The 16,620-nt window shown below is 63.0% G+C and carries 16 protein-coding genes; 10 read left to right on the top strand and 6 right to left on the bottom strand.

Annotation, left to right across the window (positions count from 1 at the left end; all coding sequences use genetic code 11):
• Positions 1-109: 109 nt before the first annotated feature.
• Positions 110-637, bottom strand: a complete 528-nt coding sequence (locus A8B82_RS09960; RefSeq protein WP_067291522.1) for an NADPH-dependent FMN reductase — start codon at positions 635-637, stop codon at positions 110-112.
• A gap of 182 nt (positions 638-819) precedes the next feature.
• Positions 820-2,835: a transketolase gene (gene tkt, locus A8B82_RS09955; RefSeq protein WP_067291519.1), complete on the bottom strand. Its 2,016-nt coding sequence runs from the start codon at positions 2,833-2,835 to the stop codon at positions 820-822.
• Positions 2,836-3,084: 249 nt separating this feature from the next.
• On the opposite strand from tkt, the gene A8B82_RS09950 reads away from it, so the two are divergent.
• The 3 genes from A8B82_RS09950 to A8B82_RS09940 are packed head-to-tail and all read left to right on the top strand — an operon-like array spanning position 3,085 to position 4,324.
• Positions 3,085-3,585: a hypothetical protein gene (locus A8B82_RS09950; protein ID WP_067291518.1), complete on the top strand. Its 501-nt coding sequence runs from the start codon at positions 3,085-3,087 to the stop codon at positions 3,583-3,585.
• Positions 3,585-3,974: a cell division protein ZapA gene (locus A8B82_RS09945; protein ID WP_067291514.1), complete on the top strand. Its 390-nt coding sequence runs from the start codon at positions 3,585-3,587 to the stop codon at positions 3,972-3,974. Before A8B82_RS09950 ends, A8B82_RS09945 begins: the two co-directional genes overlap by 1 nt.
• Positions 3,971-4,324: an MliC family protein gene (locus A8B82_RS09940; RefSeq protein ID WP_235604660.1), complete on the top strand. Its 354-nt coding sequence runs from the start codon at positions 3,971-3,973 to the stop codon at positions 4,322-4,324. Before A8B82_RS09945 ends, A8B82_RS09940 begins: the two co-directional genes overlap by 4 nt.
• A gap of 519 nt (positions 4,325-4,843) precedes the next feature.
• Here the strand turns inward: A8B82_RS09940 and grxD are convergent.
• Both grxD and A8B82_RS09930 read right to left on the bottom strand, forming a co-directional pair.
• Positions 4,844-5,206: a Grx4 family monothiol glutaredoxin gene (gene grxD / locus A8B82_RS09935; protein ID WP_067291570.1), complete on the bottom strand. Its 363-nt coding sequence runs from the start codon at positions 5,204-5,206 to the stop codon at positions 4,844-4,846.
• A 25-nt stretch (positions 5,207-5,231) separates the two neighbouring features.
• The gene (locus tag A8B82_RS09930; RefSeq protein WP_067291512.1) at positions 5,232-5,468 is read right to left on the bottom strand and encodes a BolA/IbaG family iron-sulfur metabolism protein; all 237 of its coding nucleotides are present in this window, start codon (positions 5,466-5,468) and stop codon (positions 5,232-5,234) included.
• A 219-nt stretch (positions 5,469-5,687) separates the two neighbouring features.
• Here A8B82_RS09930 and A8B82_RS09925 point away from each other — a divergent pair, with 219 nt between their 5' ends.
• The 6 genes from A8B82_RS09925 to A8B82_RS09900 all read left to right on the top strand — a co-directional run bounded on the left by A8B82_RS09925 (position 5,688) and on the right by A8B82_RS09900 (position 13,624).
• The gene (locus tag A8B82_RS09925) at positions 5,688-6,653 is read left to right on the top strand and encodes an XdhC family protein (RefSeq protein ID WP_067291509.1); all 966 of its coding nucleotides are present in this window, start codon (positions 5,688-5,690) and stop codon (positions 6,651-6,653) included.
• Positions 6,650-7,648: a molybdopterin-binding protein gene (locus A8B82_RS09920; protein ID WP_067291507.1), complete on the top strand. Its 999-nt coding sequence runs from the start codon at positions 6,650-6,652 to the stop codon at positions 7,646-7,648. The genes A8B82_RS09925 and A8B82_RS09920 overlap by 4 nt, the downstream gene beginning before the upstream one ends.
• Positions 7,649-7,768: 120 nt before the next feature.
• On the top strand, positions 7,769-8,254 hold the full coding sequence (locus A8B82_RS09915) for a (2Fe-2S)-binding protein (RefSeq protein ID WP_067291568.1): 486 nt from the start codon (positions 7,769-7,771) through the stop codon (positions 8,252-8,254).
• 83 nt (positions 8,255-8,337) lie between these two features.
• Positions 8,338-10,701 (top strand): xanthine dehydrogenase family protein molybdopterin-binding subunit, encoded by a 2,364-nt coding sequence (locus A8B82_RS09910; RefSeq protein WP_067291504.1) that lies wholly within the window; start codon positions 8,338-8,340, stop codon positions 10,699-10,701.
• 120 nt (positions 10,702-10,821) lie between these two features.
• Entirely contained in the window at positions 10,822-11,610 is a 789-nt protein-coding gene (locus A8B82_RS09905) for an FAD binding domain-containing protein (protein ID WP_067291503.1), read from the top strand.
• A 154-nt stretch (positions 11,611-11,764) separates the two neighbouring features.
• Positions 11,765-13,624: an OmpA family protein gene (locus A8B82_RS09900; RefSeq protein WP_067291500.1), complete on the top strand. Its 1,860-nt coding sequence runs from the start codon at positions 11,765-11,767 to the stop codon at positions 13,622-13,624.
• Positions 13,625-13,981: 357 nt separating this feature from the next.
• Here the strand turns inward: A8B82_RS09900 and infC are convergent, their stop codons facing one another.
• Positions 13,982-14,542 carry a translation initiation factor IF-3 gene (infC, locus tag A8B82_RS09895; RefSeq protein WP_067291497.1) on the bottom strand — a complete coding sequence of 187 codons (561 nt, stop codon included), beginning with the start codon at positions 14,540-14,542 and terminating at the stop codon, positions 13,982-13,984.
• Between the two features lie 191 nt (positions 14,543-14,733).
• Between infC and A8B82_RS09890 the strand changes: the two genes are divergently transcribed.
• Positions 14,734-15,669, top strand: coding sequence for a hypothetical protein (locus tag A8B82_RS09890; RefSeq protein WP_067291495.1), 936 nt, complete (start codon positions 14,734-14,736; stop codon positions 15,667-15,669).
• Between the two features lie 88 nt (positions 15,670-15,757).
• Here A8B82_RS09890 and A8B82_RS09885 read toward each other — a convergent pair whose 3' ends face one another.
• Positions 15,758-16,600, bottom strand: coding sequence for a ferredoxin--NADP reductase (locus A8B82_RS09885; protein WP_067291492.1), 843 nt, complete (start codon positions 16,598-16,600; stop codon positions 15,758-15,760).
• Positions 16,601-16,620 lie beyond the last annotated feature (20 nt).

Here is a 16,620-nt window from a genome sequence, read left to right as displayed (position 1 = left end):
GCCTCTGCGGTGTGCGGGTCCGCCGTCTGATCCACAAACGCCCGGCCAGTCGTTCCTGTGAAACCGGCAGGCACTGGCCATTCCGGCGGGAAATATTGGCGATCGGCCTCTACCGGCGGCAGAAGGCCGCGAACTCTCCGACGAAACCAGCGATGGCCCGGCTGTGCGCAGGCAGGCTCAGATGGCTTTCAATCTCGGACTGAGATTTGTTCATAAGCTCGAACCGCAGGAACAGGTCTTCGCAGAACCGCGTGCTCACCGTCGACAACACAAGGCGGATCTGAGCCAGCATGTCGTCCCCCCGATGCGAGGCATGCATCAGAACGATGGGCTTGTCGATGATCTCGTCACGCGACACCAGCCAGTCTATGGCGTTTTTCAACCCGCCGGGAATCGCCCTGACATATTCGGGGCTTGAGAGGATCAGCCCGTCGCAGCCCCCGACCTGCGTGACAAAATCGCGAACCGCTTCGGGCAGGGGGCCGCCTTCCAGATCCGGCGAGAACACCGGCAGGTCACCGATCTTGTCGAAAACACTGATTGCGTGGTCCGGTTGGGTGATGGCGGCCACGGCCCGCAACATCGCCGTATTTGTCGACAGGCTTCGCGCGCTGCCCGAGAGTGCAGTGAATTTCATGGCCTGCGCATAACATCCGCGACAGGCTATTCCAACGCCGTCTCGCGCGGGTGGCGGAAGATGGTTGTCCGCAGGCCCTGTCCGCCAGGCATCCTGGTTCAGTTGGTCGTCGTCCGGCCCAATCCACCATCTACCCCAGAGGGCTGGCGGATGGGCCGGTTTCTTTTCCGTCTACCTCAGGCTCAAAGCAGCGCCTTGGCCTTGTCCGCCACGTTCTGCGCGGTGATGCCGAATTTCTCGAACAATTCCTCCGCCGGGGCGGAGGCACCGAAACGGTCCATGCCGACAAAATCGGCCTTGCCGAACTTGCCGCGCTCGCCCAGCAACCACTGGTCCCAGCCCTGGCGCACACCGGCCTCGATGCCGACACGGACAGCACCACCGGGCAGGATGCGTTTGCGATAGGCGTCATCCTGCGCGGCAAAGAGTTCCATACAGGGCATGGAGACCACGCGAACGCCGATATCTTCGGCCTGCAACAGCGCGCGCGCCTCAAGCGCCACGCTCACCTCCGAGCCGCTGGCGATCAGGATCACCTGACGCTTGCCTTCGGCCTCGGCCAGCACATAGGCGCCTTTTTCGACCATGTTGTTGTTCTTGTGGTCCTTGCGCACGGTCGGCAGGCCCTGACGGGTCAGCGACAGCACCGATGGGGTATTCCTGGATGTCAGCGCGATTTCCCAGGCCTCTGCCGTCTCCACCGTGTCGGCGGGGCGGAAGACATAGGTGTTGGGGGTCGCGCGGCTGATCGCCAGATGTTCGACCGGCTGGTGGGTCGGCCCGTCTTCGCCCAGACCGATGGAATCATGGGTCATGACAAAGACTGTCGGGATCTGCATCAGTGCTGCCAGACGCATGGCGGGGCGGGCGTAGTCGGTGAAACACATGAAGGTGCCGCCATAGGGGCGCACACCGCCGTGCAGGGCCATGCCGTTCATCGCCGCCGCCATGCCGTGTTCGCGGATACCCCAATAGACATAGCGCCCGGCGCGGTTATCTACGTCAAAGACACCCAGATCGCCGGTCTTGGTGTTGTTCGACCCGGTCAGATCGGCAGAGCCGCCCACGGTTTCCGGCATGATCGGGTTCAGCACTTCCAGCACTTTCTCCGAAGAGGCGCGGGTGGCCAGCTTGGGCGCGGCTTCCGATGTCTGCTTTTTGAAGGCCTTGATCGTTGCGCTCAGTTTCTTGGGCGGGTCCAGCGCAAGGGCGCGGTTGAAAGTTTCGCGTTTGCTGCGCGACATCGCGTCAAAGCGTTCCTCCCAGGTGCGGCGTTCATCCGCGCCGCGCTTGCCAATCGCTTCCCAGGCGGATTTCACATCCGCCGGAATTTCGAATGGCCCGTAGGACCAGCCATAAGCGGCCTTGGCATCCGCCAACTGGCCCGCGTCGGTCAATGCGCCATGGCCTTTCGATGTGTCCTGCGCCGCGTGGCCCAGGGCGATATGGGTCTTGCAGGCGATCATCGTGGGCTTGTCGGATTTGCGCGCCTCGGTCAGGGCCGCGTCGATTTCATCGGGGTTGTGGCCGTCGATTTCGATGCAATGCCAGCCGGCGGCGGTGAAACGGCCAATCTGGTCAGTACGGTCGGACAGGCTGACAGGTCCGTCGATGGTGATGTTGTTGTTGTCCCAGAGCACGATCAGCTTGCTCAGCTTGTGGCGCCCGGCAAGGGTGATCGCCTCCTGGCTGATGCCTTCCATCAGGCAACCGTCGCCCGCAATGACATAGGTGTGGTGATCGACGATCTTGCGGCCATAGGTGGCGCGCTGGATCTCTTCGGCCATGGCAAAGCCGACCGAGTTGGCGATACCCTGACCCAGCGGACCGGTGGTGGTCTCGATCGCATCGGCAAGGAAATTCTCGGGGTGCCCGGCGGTGCGCGCGCCCATCTGGCGGAAATTCTTCAGCTCTTCGATGGGGAATTGCGTGTCGCCTACCAGATGCAGCAGCGCATAGATCAGCATCGAGCCGTGACCGGCGGAGAGGATGAACCGGTCCCGGTCCGGCCACAGCGGGTTGGCAGCGTCGAATTTCAGGTGCTTTTCAAACAATACGGTGGCGACATCGGCCATGCCCATGGGCATGCCGGAGTGGCCGGAGTTCGCGGCGGCGACCGCATCCAGGGCCAGGGCGCGGATGGCGGTGGCTTTGGACCAATGGTCCGGGTGTGCTTTGGCAAGGGCGTCAAGATCCAAGGGAGGCTTCCTTATAGCGCTTCAGGGTTGCGCCAGTGCATACCAGTCAAGGGGCAAAGTTCAAGCGCAACAGGCACGCGCGCGTGTCCTGCGGATCAACTTCGCCGGTCAAGTTGCTGATCTGAAAGGGGGGCGCATTTGTCTGATCCTTTGGTTAGGATAATAAAAACCCCTGCACAGAGGCGATTCGCCCGATATATGTGGGGGATTGTGACGGTCGGTGACAGACAGACGTGAGGGAACCGGGGAATGAGTGACATAGATGAACTGCAACGCCGCATCACTGCGGCCATGGACCGGGTCGCGGCTGGTCTTGAAGGGTTGGACAAAGGCGCTGCCGGGCCGGACCCCGAGATGGTCCAGGCGCTGGAGGATGAGCGCACGGCAAACGCGCAATTGTCCGAGCGTGTGCGCATCCTGAAAACCCGCGCGGAGTCAGAGACCGCGACGCTGCGCACCCAGGTTGAGGAATCGCAGGCCCGGATGGCCCAGCTTGATATCGAATTGCAGCGCGTCCGCCGTGCCAATGCGCAGTTGACCGATGCCTGCGCCGCCTTGCAGGAGGCCAACGCCGAAGGGGTGGGAGATGCGCATCTGATCAACAAGGCGATGCTGGCCGAACTTGAAGGGCTGCGCGCGGCCCGCGCCGCCGATGTGGCCGAAAGCAGCGCCATCCTTGCGGCCCTTGGTCCCTTGCTGGACAGCGCAGGTGACAGTGCCGACACGAACGAAGCAGAGGAGGACGCCTGATGCCAGAGGTACGGATCACAATCGGCGGACGCCAGTTCGAAGTCGCCTGCCAGGAGGGCGAGGAAAGCTATCTGCATTCGGCCGCCAAGATGCTGGATGACGAGGCCCAGGTGCTCTCCGATCAGGTCGGGCGGATGCCCGAGGCGCGGATGCTGCTGATGGCGGGCTTGCTGCTGGCGGACAAGACCGCCAGCGTCGAGGACCGCATTGCCGAGGTGAAGGCCGAACTGGCAGAGCGCGAGGCCGAACTGGCCGGGCTGCGCAACGTCAAGATCGAGCCGGAGCGCGTCGAGGTGCCGGTGGTGCCGCAATCGGTCAGGGACACGCTGGCCGAACTGGCCGCAAGGGCAGAGGCGTTGGCCGCCGAGGTCGAGGAGAAGACCGCGTGATCAGCCGCGCCCTGGTCCGCCGTGCGGCGTGCCTCGCGGCGTTTGTGCTGCCCGCAATTGCACAAGCAGAGATGCAGGTGCAGGCGATGCGCTATACCTGCGAGCGTGGCGTCGAGGTGCCGGTGGTCTACGTCAATGACGAAACCGGGCCGGGGATCGCCGTGATCCAGGTCGAGGGCGGAATGTACAACCTCCAGTTGGAGCAAAGCGCCTCGGGTGCGCGCTATGGCTATCCGTCAGACGGTTCGCATTATGTCTGGTGGACCAAGGACGATACCGCGTTGCTGCTCTGGCATGACGGCACAGATGGATCGGAAAAGACCCTGCTGGAGGCCTGCGAGCGCAATTGACGCATTTGCCACTGTCCCCCCATGGCAAGGCGACGGCGGTCGGGGAAGATGCGATGCCGAAAATGGGCAGGTCCATCAGAAAGCTATTTTTCTGAATTGATCTGGGCTAACTGTTTCAGGCCGGTCGCGCCTGCGCCCGAAAATTCAGCAAAGGAGCCAATCCTGTGACGCTATTCCAGAAGAGCCTAATTGTAACGATTTGTGGCCTTACCCTCAGCGCATGTGCCGCACAGCGCGAACCGGCTGTCGTCTATGCCGAACCCGTGTTTACGGGCAAGTATGATTCCGGGGGTGGCGGCCAACCCTGTACCGATGTGGCCGGTGCACAACCCTGTACGCCTCCACCGACCTGTGCGGACGGATCGACTGGCGCGCAATGTTTGCCGGGCGGCGGTCAGTCAGGACGTGGCCAGACGGGTGCAGTTCCGTAATACGACCTGAAAGATACAGACCTGCAAAGGACAAGAACCTGCGTGGCCGGCGAACAGCCGCGCAGGTGTTTCCGGCAGTGACCGGGTCTTAGCCGTTCGCTTCGCGGATCTTGTCGGCAGCGTCCTTGTCATAGGTCACGCCGTTTTCCTCGAACAGCGTGTCCAGCTCGCCTGACAGCGTCATCTCGGTGATGATGTCGCATCCGCCGACGAACTCGCCCTTGACGTAAAGTTGCGGGACGGTTGGCCAGTCCGAAAAATCCTTGATGCCCTGGCGGATATTCTGGTCTGCCAGCACATTCACGTCCGAATAGGTCACGCCCATGTAATTCAGGACCCCGGCCACACGGGAAGAGAACCCGCATTGCGGCATCTCCTTGGTGCCTTTCATGAAGAGCACCACATCGTTTGAGGTGATGGTGTCCTTGATCTGCGTTGTTACATCGCTCATCGTTTTCATCCTCGATAAATCCTGTTCAGGCGGGCGCGCGCGTGGTCAGCGCCAGGGCGTGCAATTCGCCATTCGCCCCGTCCATCTTGCCCTTTAGCGCGGCATAGACCGCGCGTTGCTGTTGCACCCGGTTCATCCCCTTGAAAGAGGCGTCTTCGACCATCGCTGCCATATGGACGCCGTCGTTCCCCTCGACCACGATATGGGCATCTGGGAAGGCCGCGCGGATCAGATCTTCGATCTCACTGGCTTGCATCGGCATGGCAGGTCTCCGGTTATTGTGTCGACGCGACAGATGTAGTTGCCGCAGCGGTCCAGTGCAAGCCACCTGCTGCGGTTTGACCCATCTGTGACCATGGTCGCGGTGGACCTATGCGCGGTCAAGGGTGTTCTTATCTGATTGAGCGCGGCTGCCCCGCGCACTACATTCCGGGGTAGACGGCATTGGACCACTGGTCCGGCGGCAAGAAGGACAGGCAGCATGGCAGCGCAGACAGTACCGGAACAGGCCCTGGCGTGGATCGAGGCGGGCCAGCGTGTGGCCCTTGCCACGGTGATCGAGACCTGGGGCTCCGCCCCGCGCCGGGTGGGCGCGCAACTGGTCGTGGCGGGGGATGGCCGGATGGAGGGGTCTGTTTCCGGCGGTTGTGTCGAGGGCGCGGTGGTGATCGAGGCGCTTGAGGCGCTGGAACAGGGCGGCAGCCGCGTGCTGGAATACGGCGTCAGCGATGGCGATGCCTTTGCCGTGGGGCTGGCTTGTGGCGGCAACATTCGCATACTGGTCGAACCGGTGGGCGAGCCTGGCATGCCCGAGGCGATGTTGCGCGATATGGTCGCGGCCCGTGCCGCGCGCCGTGCCGTGGCCTATGAGGTGGCGCTGGACGGCAGCGCGCGCCGGTTGGCGTTTGACGGCCACGGCGACAGGTTCCGCAAGGACCGTTCCGGCGTCGAAGAGGATGGCAAGACCTTTATCGCCATTCACAATCCGCCGCTGCGGCTGATCGTGGTGGGCGGGGTGCATATCGCGCAGCATCTGGTCGGCATGGCGCGCAGCACGGGGTTTGACCCCGTGGTGGTGGACCCGCGCGAGGCCTTTGGCGCGCAGGCGCGCTTTCCGGATGCGCGGGTGATCAACGATTGGCCCGATGCGGCGCTGGAGGCGATCGGGCTGGATGCCCGCTGCGCGGTGGTGCTGCTGACCCATGACCCCAAGCTGGACGATCCCGCAATCACCTGCGCGCTGCGCTCAAAGGCTTTCTACATCGGGGCGCTTGGCAGCACCCGGACCCATGGCGCGCGGGTGGCGCGGCTGGCAGAGGCGGGATTTGCCGAACATGAGATCGGCCGCATTCACGGCCCCATCGGGCTGAACATCGGGGCCGCGGGCCCGGCAGAGATCGCGGTGGCGATCCTGGCCGAGATGATCCAGACGCTGAGGCAGTCGTGAAGTTTGGCCCGGTCCCCCTTGATCGGGCCGAGGGGGCCGTGCTGGCCCATTCCGTGCCGACACAGGACGGGCGGTTGCGCAAGGGCCGCGTGCTGTCGGGCGCGGATGTGACGGCCTTGGCGGACACCGGCATTGCAGAGGTGATCGTGGCGCGCCTGGGGCCTGATGACCTGGGCGAGGATCTGGCGGCGGAACGGCTGGCCAGCGCTGTGCTGGGGCAGGGCAAGGGGCTGAAACAGACGCGCCCGTTTACGGGCCGGGTCAATCTGCTGGCCGAGGGGCCGGGGGTAGTGGAACTGGACGTGGCGGCACTTGAGGCGGTGAACGCGGTGCATCCGATGATCACCATCGCCACCGTGCCGCGCTGGCAGCAGATGCGCGACGGGGGCATGGTGGCAACGGTCAAGATCATCTCCTACGCGGTGCCGGAGGGTGACCTGGCGCAGGCCTGCGCAGCGGTCGCCAGCGCCGGTGCAATCACCCTGCGCCAGCCGGTATTGAAGACCGCCACATTGATCGTCACAGAGATCCCCGGCGGCGTCGGGGACAAGGGCCGCGACGCCATTGCCGGCAGGCTGGAGGCGCTGGGGGTGACATTGGAGTTGGTGCAACTGGTGCCCCACCGCCGTGCCGCGCTGGCAGAGGCGCTGGCGGCGGCGACGTCGGACCTCGTGCTGATCCTGACCGGCTCTGCCACCTCTGACAGTGAAGACGTGGCACCCGCCGCACTGCGCGAGGCCGGTGGAGAGGTGACCCGCTTCGGCATGCCGGTCGATCCGGGTAACCTGCTGTTCCTGGGGGCGCTGAACGACCGCCCGGTGATCGGGCTGCCGGGCTGCGCGCGCGCGCCCGCGTTGAATGGGGCCGACTGGGTGCTGGCACGGGTGATCTGCGGCGTTCCGGTCAGCTCTGCCGATATTGCGGGCATGGGGGTGGGCGGGCTGCTCAAGGAAATTCCGACCCGTCCGCAGCCGCGCCGGGGCCGCAGGACGTGAGCGGCTGCGCGCCCTTGGTACTTTAGTCCAATATCCCGTGATATCTGTTTTTATCTATTCTCAATGAATGCTGTGCGTGTTTAACTCATGCTCAAACAAGGTCACAAATGGGAGGATTACATGACACAGGTCAAAATGACCGTGAACGGCAAAACCGCGTCCGGCGACGTGGAGGGCCGCACGCTGTTGGCACAATTCCTGCGCGATGATCAGGGCCTGACCGGCACACATGTCGGTTGCGACACCAGCCAGTGCGGGGCCTGTGTGGTCCATGTGAACGGGCAGGCGGTCAAGGCCTGCACCATGCTGGCCATCGAGGCGGACGGTGCCACTGTCGACACGATCGAGGGGCAGGCCAATGCGGATGGATCGCTGAATGTTATCCAGCAGGCGTTTCAGGACCACCACGGGCTTCAGTGCGGTTTCTGCACCCCCGGCATGGTGATGTCTGCGGCGGCACTGCTCAAGGATAACCCGAAGCCGACGGAAGCCGAGGTGCGCCATTACCTTGACGGCAACATCTGCCGGTGCACGGGCTATCACAACATCGTCAAGGCGATCATGGCCGCATCCGGCCAGGACGTCAGCGCGATCGCAGCAGAATAAGCACATCAACGCGTGGGGTCGGACCCACCCTGCAGGAGGAGATGTAGGGTGGGGGCCACCCAACACATTCGGGAGGAATGAAGATGCCTAAAGACGGCGGAATTGGTGCCAGCACGAAGCGGCGCGAGGACGTCCGGTTTCTGACAGGGAACGGACGATACACCGACGATATCAACCTGCGGGGACAGGCATATGTCTTTTTCCTGCGCTCGGACGTGGCGCATGGCAAGCTGACGAATGTCGACACCTCGGCGGCCGAAGGCATGGACGGGGTTGTAAAGATTTTCACCGGCAAGGACTTTGAGGGCGTCGGCAGCATTCCCTGCGGCTGGCAGGTCACCGACAAACACGGCCAGCCGATGCAGGAACCGGGCCATCCGGTGCTGGCACAGGGCAAGGTGCGGCATGTGGGTGAACCGATCGCCGCCGTTGTGGCCGAAACCCTTGGTCAGGCCCGTGATGCCGCCGAGGCGATCGTGCTGGACATCGAGGAACTGCCCGCCGTCATCAACATGAAGGATGCGGTCAAGGACGGCGCCACCAAGGTGCATGACGACCTGACCTCGAACCTTTGCTATGACTGGGGGTTCGTCGAGGAAAACAAGGATGCGGTGAACAAGGCCTTTGAAGAGGCGGCGCATGTGACCACCCTTGAACTGGTCAACAACCGTCTGGTGGCCAACCCGATGGAGCCGCGCGTGGCGGTGGGTGATTACAACCGCTCTGACGGCGAACATACGCTGTATACCACCTCTCAGAACCCGCATGTGATCCGGCTGTTGATGGGGGCCTTTGTGCTGGGCATTCCAGAGCACAAGCTGCGCGTCGTGGCCCCTGATGTGGGCGGCGGTTTCGGCACCAAGATCTTCCACTACCAGGAAGAAGCGTTCTGCACCTTTGCCGCCAAGGCCTGCAACCGTCCGGTGAAATGGACCTCCAGCCGGTCGGAGGCCTTCATGTCGGATGCCCATGGCCGCGACCATGTGACCAAGATCGAACTGGCGCTGGATGCCGAGAACAACTTCAAGGCGATCCGCACCGATACCTATGCCAATATGGGCGCCTATCTGTCGACCTTCGCCCCCTCGGTGCCGACATGGCTGCACGGAATCCTGATGGCGGGCAACTACAAGACTCCGCTGATCTATGTGAACGTGAAGGCGGTGTTCACCAATACCGTGCCGGTTGACGCCTATCGCGGGGCCGGACGGCCCGAGGCGACCTATCAGCTTGAACGTCTGGTGGACAAGGCGGCGCATGAGCTGGGCGTCGACCCGATCAAGCTGCGGCGTCAGAACTTCATCACCGAATTCCCCTATGCCACCCCGGTGGCGGTGGAATATGACACCGGCGATTACGTGGCCACGATGGACAAGCTCGAAGAGATGTCGGACCTCGCGGGTTTTGCGGCACGCCGCAAGGAGAGCGAGGCCAAGGGCAAACTGCGCGGCTTTGGCGTGAACTGCTATATCGAGGCCTGCGGCATCGCGCCGTCGAACCTTGTGGGGCAACTTGGCGCGCGAGCGGGCCTTTATGAAAGCGCCACGGTGCGGGTCAACGCCACCGGCGGGCTGGTTGTGATGACCGGCAGCCACAGCCACGGGCAAGGGCATGAGACCGCCTTTCCCCAGGTGATTGCGGAAATGATCGGCATCGACGCTTCCATGGTCGAGATCGTGCATGGCGACACCGCGCGCACACCGATGGGCATGGGCACCTACGGTTCCCGCTCCATCGCGGTGGGCGGATCGGCCATGGTCCGGGCGACGGAAAAGATCATCGCCAAGGCCAAGAAGATCGCCTCGCACCTGCTGGAAGCCTCGGAAAGCGATATCGAGCTGAAGGACGGCGCGTTCAGCGTGGCGGGCACCGACAAGTCCGTGGCCTGGGGCGATGTGACGCTGGCGGCCTATGTGCCGCACAACTACCCGCTGGAAGACATCGAGCCGGGGCTGGAAGAGACGGCATTCTACGATCCGTCGAACTTTACCTACCCGTCGGGTGCCTATGCCTGCGAGGTGGAACTGGACCCGGAAACCGGACAGGTCACCATCGAGCGGTTCTCGGCTGCGGATGATTTCGGCAATATCATCAACCCGATGATCGTCTCCGGCCAGGTCCATGGCGGGCTGGCGCAGGGGATCGGCCAGGCGCTGATGGAGAACTGCACCTATGACAGCGACGGCCAGTTGCTGAGCGCGTCCTACATGGACTACGCGATGCCACGGGCCAGCGATGTGCCGTTCTATGACGTGGACCATTCCTGCCAGACGCCCTGTACGCACAACCCTCTTGGGGTGAAGGGCTGCGGCGAGGCGGGGGCCATCGGATCGCCTCCGGCTGTGGTCAACGCGGTGCTGGACGCGATGCGTTCCGGCGGCAAGGACGTGGCCCATATCGACATGCCCGTGACGCCCTCGCGCGTCTGGGCCGCGATGCAGGGATAAGGGTGAGACGGGCGGAATCGGGGGGCGTTGCCCCCCGGACCCTCCAGCGCTATTTTTGGCATAAAGAAGCAGGCACCCCGCGAAACAGCGCAGGCGGTGCCGGGTTCGAAAGGAAAGAAGATGTATAATTTCGACGTCGAACGCCCCACCAGCATTGCCGATGCGGTGCAGGCGATGAGCAAGGAAGAAGCCCAGCCGATTTCGGGGGGGCAGACCCTGATTCCAACACTGAAGGCGCGGCTGGCCGCCCCTTCGGTGCTGGTGTCCCTGACAGGCATCGAGGAAATGAAGGGCGTCTGCATGTCCGACGACGGCAGGCTCTGTATCGGGGGCGGAACCACCCATAGCGCGGTGGCGGCAGAGGCGGCGGCGCATTATCCGGGGCTTGCGTCCGTGGCCGCACGGATCGGCGACCCGGCGGTGCGCAACCGGGGCACCATCGGCGGCTCGCTGGCCAACAACGACCCCTCTGCCTGCTATCCGGCGGCGGCCCTTGGGTCCGGGGCCACCATTGTCACCAACAGCCGCGAGATTGCGGCGGATGACTATTTCCTCGGCATGTTCACCACCGCGCTGGAAGAGGGCGAGATTGTCACGGAAGTGAAATTCCCGATCCCGCAGGCGTCGCATTACGAAAAATTCATCCAGCCTGCCTCGCGGTTTCCGCTGGTTGCAGTCTTTGTCGCAAAGTTCAGCGACGGGGTGCGCGTGGCGGTGACGGGTGCCTCCAATGACGGTGTGTTCCGCTGGACCGAGGCCGAGGAGGCGCTTTCGGCCAATTTCTCTGCCGATGCGGTGGCGGGGCTGAAGGCCGAAGGCGACATGATCAGCGATCTGCACGGCACTGCCGAATATCGCGCCCATCTGGTCGGCGTGATGACCAAACGGGCGGTTGCCGCCATCGCCTGAATACGGGCCATTGCCTGAACTGAAATCCGCGCATCCGCAGGGGTGCGCGGATTTTTGCGTATCCGGTGGCGCGTCGGGGGAACCGTAATCATCACCAGACGTTATCTCACAAGCGCTGCCCGAACGGCGTTCGGAACAATGTGAGGAACAACAAATGAAGACGCTATTCAAATCCACCACATCGCTGAGCATGAGCCTGCTTCTGGCCCTGCCGAGCGGCGCTTTTGCACAGAGCGAAACCCCGGCCTGTGATCTGACCGGCGGGGAAGTCACCTTTCCCTGCATGTTTGACGATCAGGCTGTGAAGTCCGCTGAGGAATTGGTTGTACGGCGAGCCATGAAAGAGGACCCCGCTGCGACAGAGCGGTCCCAGGGGGCGAATGAAGAGCAACAGGCCCAGTCCGAGGCCGAGGCGCAAGCCGCCGCTGATGCTCAAGCCGCCGCTGATGCTCAAGCTGCTGCTGAAGAGCAGGCTGCTGCGGCCGCTGCGGCGCAGGAAGCGGAAAGCCAGGCTGCTGCCGATGCCCAAGCCGCGCAGGATCAGGCCGCTGCTGATGCACAAGCTGCTGCGGATGCCCAGGCTGCGGCTGATGCACAAGCGGCGGCGGATGCACAAGCTGCTGCCGATGAGCAGGCTGCTGCGGCGGCTGCCGCGCAGGAAGAGGAAAGCCAGGCTGCTGCCGAGGCGCAGGCCGCGCAGGATGAGGCCGCAGCCGAGGCGCAGGCCGCGGAAAGCGCAGCTGCTGCACAAACTCAGGCCGAGCAAGATCAGGCTGCCGCAGACGCACAAGCTGCCGCCGACGCCCAGGCTGCCGCTGATGCACAGGCTGCTGCTGATGCACAGGCTGCTGCTGATGCACAGGCGACTTCCGAAGCAGAGGCCGCGCTTTCCGCCGAAGCGCAGGCAGAAGCGGATCGTCAGGCCGCCGAGCTTGAAGCCCAACGCGCCGCCGACCGCGAAGCCGAACGTCAGGCCATTGCCGCCGCCGCTGCTGCGGCGGAGACGGAAAGCAGCAATGCCGAGGTCGTGACCGAAGAGATCACCGAGGAAAACGTGCGGTCCTCCGACGAGGAATTCCAGACCGCCGTGACCGGAGATCAACCGGCTGCCGCCGCCAGCAACGACAGCGGATTGAGCAAATTCGAGAAAGCGCTGCTTTTGGGTCTTGGCGCCGTTGTCGTGGGCTCCGTGCTCAAGAACGGTGACAAGGTGGTCAGCCGGTCGGGGGACCGGGTTGTGGTCGAAAACCCCAATGGTGACCTGCGCGTGTTGAAGGACGAAGATGCGCTGATCCGCCAGGCCGGTGACGAAGTGCGGACCCAGACATTCGACGACGGGTCCAGCCGCAGCATCGTGACCAAGCCGGACGGTTCGCAGATCATCACCATTCGTGCCCGCGACGGCGCTGTATTGCGCCGGGTGTCCGTGGATAAGAATGGCAATCAGGTGGTGTTGTTCGATGACCTTGTGGAAGAACAGCAGGTCGTGGTGAACGAACTGCCGCAAGTGAACCGGCAGCAGCAGGTTGAAGTGGTGAGCAACCAGAACGAAGAGGCCCTGCGTGCGGCGCTGCAACGCGAGTTGGCGGCAGACACCAACCGCACGTTCTCTCTGCGTCAGGTCCGTGACATCCGGCAGGTGCGCGCATTGGCGCCGCAACTGGAGCTTGATGCCGTGCGGTTCGAAACAGGTTCAGCCGCGATCCGGCCGGAACAGGCCCAAAGCCTGGCACGGATCGGGACAGCCCTGCGCGAACAGATTGCACAGGACCCCCGTACCGTGATCCTCGTTGAAGGGCATACCGATGCTGTCGGCAGTGCCACCTATAACCTGGCCCTGTCAGACCGTCGGGCCGAAACCGTGGCCCTGGCGCTGACGGAGTACTTCAACGTGCCCGCGCAAAACCTCGTGACCCAGGGCTATGGCGAATCCGACCTCAAGGTCGCGACGCTTGTTGCGGAACCGTCCAACCGCCGCGCAGTGGTGCGCAACATCACCGGGTTGCTGCGCTGAGCCAGTCACAGAATTTCTGACCGACAATAAGAAACCCCCGCAATGCGTTTGCGGGGGTTTTTCGTTTCGGTCGGGGCTGAAGGCCTGTTTGGCGGGCAGGGGCCGCTCTTTGTTGCGACGATGTGCCGAACTCATGCCTTGTTGGGCAGGGGCCCGATCAGCATGACCATCTGGCGGCCTTCTCAGAGTCCGGCTTTGCCGGGCGCGTCAGAAGGCCGCTCTTTGTTGCGACGATGTGCCGAGCTCAGGCCTTGTTGGGCCGGGGCCCGATCAGCATGACCATCTGGCGGCCTTCTCAGAGTCCGGCTTTGCCGGGCGCGTCAGAAGGCCGCTCTTTGTTGCGACGTTGTGCCGAACTCATGCCTTGTTAGGCAGGGGCCCGATCAGCATGACCATCTGGCGGCCTTCCATCTTGGGGAAGTTCTCGACCTTGCCATGCTCCTTGGTGTCCTCTGCCACCCGTTCCAGCAACTCGCGGCCGAGGTTCTGGTGCGCCATCTCGCGGCCCCGGAAACGCAGGGTGATCTTGACCTTGTCGCCGTTCTCAAGAAACTTGAAGACATTGCGCATCTTGACATCATAGTCGTTGGTATCCGTGTTGGGACGGAACTTGACCTCTTTGATCTCGATGATTTTCTGTTTCTTGCGGGCTTCGGATTCGCGCTTTTGCTGTTCGTACTTGAACTTGCCAAAATCCATGATCTTGCAGACCGGCGGGTTGGCATTGGGCGAAATCTCGACCAGGTCCAGCCCGGCCTCTTCGGCCATATCCATGGCGCGGGCGGGCGTCACAACGCCGACGTTTTCGCCATCTGCGCCGATCAGGCGGATTTCCGGGGAACGTATGTTTTCGTTGACGCGCGGTCCGGTATCACGTTGCGGTGGCGCGTTATGAGGTCTGCGAGCGATGGTGGTCATCCTTTGGTTGTTGCTGTATTTTCGAAGTTGCAAGGTAGACGCGGCAACCGCCTTCTTCAAGCCGGTAAATTGGGGCAATGGACGTCTTTCGCGCCAATTTCCCCTTGAATGTATCGGGGTTGTTCCGCATTTGGGCCGACAAGGTGTGCAGGGCTGGTATTGGCCCCGGCGCTGTCAAAGAGGGAATGAATATGAAAAACCTGATCTGGATCATTGTCGCGGCACTTGTCGCCGTCGGCGGCTACATGCTGTACTCTGGCAAGTCACCATCTGAACTGGCCAATGACGCCTCCGAAGCGGCAAGCGAGGCCTCCGAAACGGTCAATGCGCCCGAAGCGCTGGACAATGCTTCCGAAACCGCTGGTGAGGCCGCTGACGCGGTGCAGGGCGCGGTAAGCGATGCCGTTGATGCGACCGCAGACGCCGCGAGTGCCGCCGGTGAAGCGATTGCGGATGCGACCGAAGGGGCTGTTGAGGCAGTCGAGAACGCGGCCAGCGATGCCGCCGAGGCGACCTCGGACGCCGTGACGGCCACAACCGAAGCGGCAACCGATGCGGCGGATGCGGCGGGCGACACCGCTGCCGATGCGGCGGATGCTACCGCCGACGCGGCCTCTGACGCTGCCGATGCAACCGCAGACGCGGCTTCTGACACTGCCGAGGCAACCGCTGAAGCGGCTTCCGACACTGCCGATGCGGTTGCGGATACCACCGCAGACACAGCCGAAGCAGCCGAAGATGCTGCGGACGCAACAGCCGACGCCGCAGATAGCGCGGCCGAGACAACGGAGCAAGCCGCAGAGGCCGCTGCCGACAGCACAGAGCAGACAGCGGAAACCGCAGCAGAGGCAACCACCGACGCGGCAGAAGCAACAGCCGATGCCACAACCGGCGAAACCGCGGAAGCAGAGGCTGCCGCTGGCGTCGAGGGCGTTGAGCCGTCAATGGTGGATGAACTGCTGACAGTGGAAGGCTTCGACCTCGACAAGGTCAGCGAGATGGTCGAGGCGTCCGATCTGGGCACCCTGCAAAAGACCACCCTCACCGCAGGTCTGAAAGCGGCGCAGGACAATCCGGAACTGCTGAAAGTGGCTTTGGAAAAAATCCGCGAGGCGCTGAACCTCTGACCGGGTTCTAACGGCACAAAAGAAACCGCGCCCTGGTGAACAGGGCGCGGTTTTTTCATTTCAGAAGCAGGCTTAATGGGGCCTGAGCCTAACCGACAAAGGCCTTTTCGACCACGAAATGCTTGGGGTCCGAATTTGCACCTTCCTCAAGGCCAAAGCTCTCAAGCGTTTTCATCATGTCCTTGTTGAAATCAAGGCTGCCGCAGACCATGCCACGGTCGGTTTCCTTGTTGATCCCGTCGATCCCGAGGTCGGCAAAGACGGTTCCATCCTGCAACAGGGTCGTGATGCGGCCCATCTTGGGGCTTTGTTCACGTGTTGTGGTGGGATAATAGCGGATCTTGGCCAGATTGTCGGTGCCGATCAGTTCCTGCATGATCTCGTCGGACTTCAGATCAGCGATCAACTGGCGGCTGTACTCCAGCTCTGCCACGTCGCGGCAGGTGTGCATCATCACCACTTCGTCGAATTTCTCATAGGTTTCCGGCTCGCGCAGCAGGGACGCAAAGGGGGCAAAGCCGGTGCCGGTGGCGAAAAGCCACAGGCGTTTGCCCGGCAAGAGCGCGTCATGCACCAAAGTGCCCACGGGTTTGGGGCGCAGGATGATATGGTCGCCGGGCTGGATGTGCTGCAGTTTGCTGGTCAGCGGGCCGTCCTGCACCTTGATCGAATAGAACTCCAATTCGTCATCCCAGGCGGGCGAGGCGATGGAATAGGCCCGCAGCAGCGGCTTCTGCTTGCCGGTCTCGGGGTGCGGATCGCCCATCAGGCCGATCATCACAAATTCACCCGACCGGAACCGCAGCGAAGCGGGGCGGGAGACGCGGAAAGAGAAAAGCTTGTCTGTCCAGTGCTTTACCGATGTCACGGTCTGCGCGTCAGGCAGGGCGGGCTGGGCTGTGGTCTGGTTCACGGGGGTTTGCTCGGTCATAATCACATGTACACAAGCGA

It is taken from the genome of Sulfitobacter sp. EhC04 (assembly GCF_001650875.1).
Taxonomy (GTDB): domain Bacteria; phylum Pseudomonadota; class Alphaproteobacteria; order Rhodobacterales; family Rhodobacteraceae; genus Sulfitobacter.
This window is presented reverse-complemented; position numbering and strand designations above follow the sequence as displayed.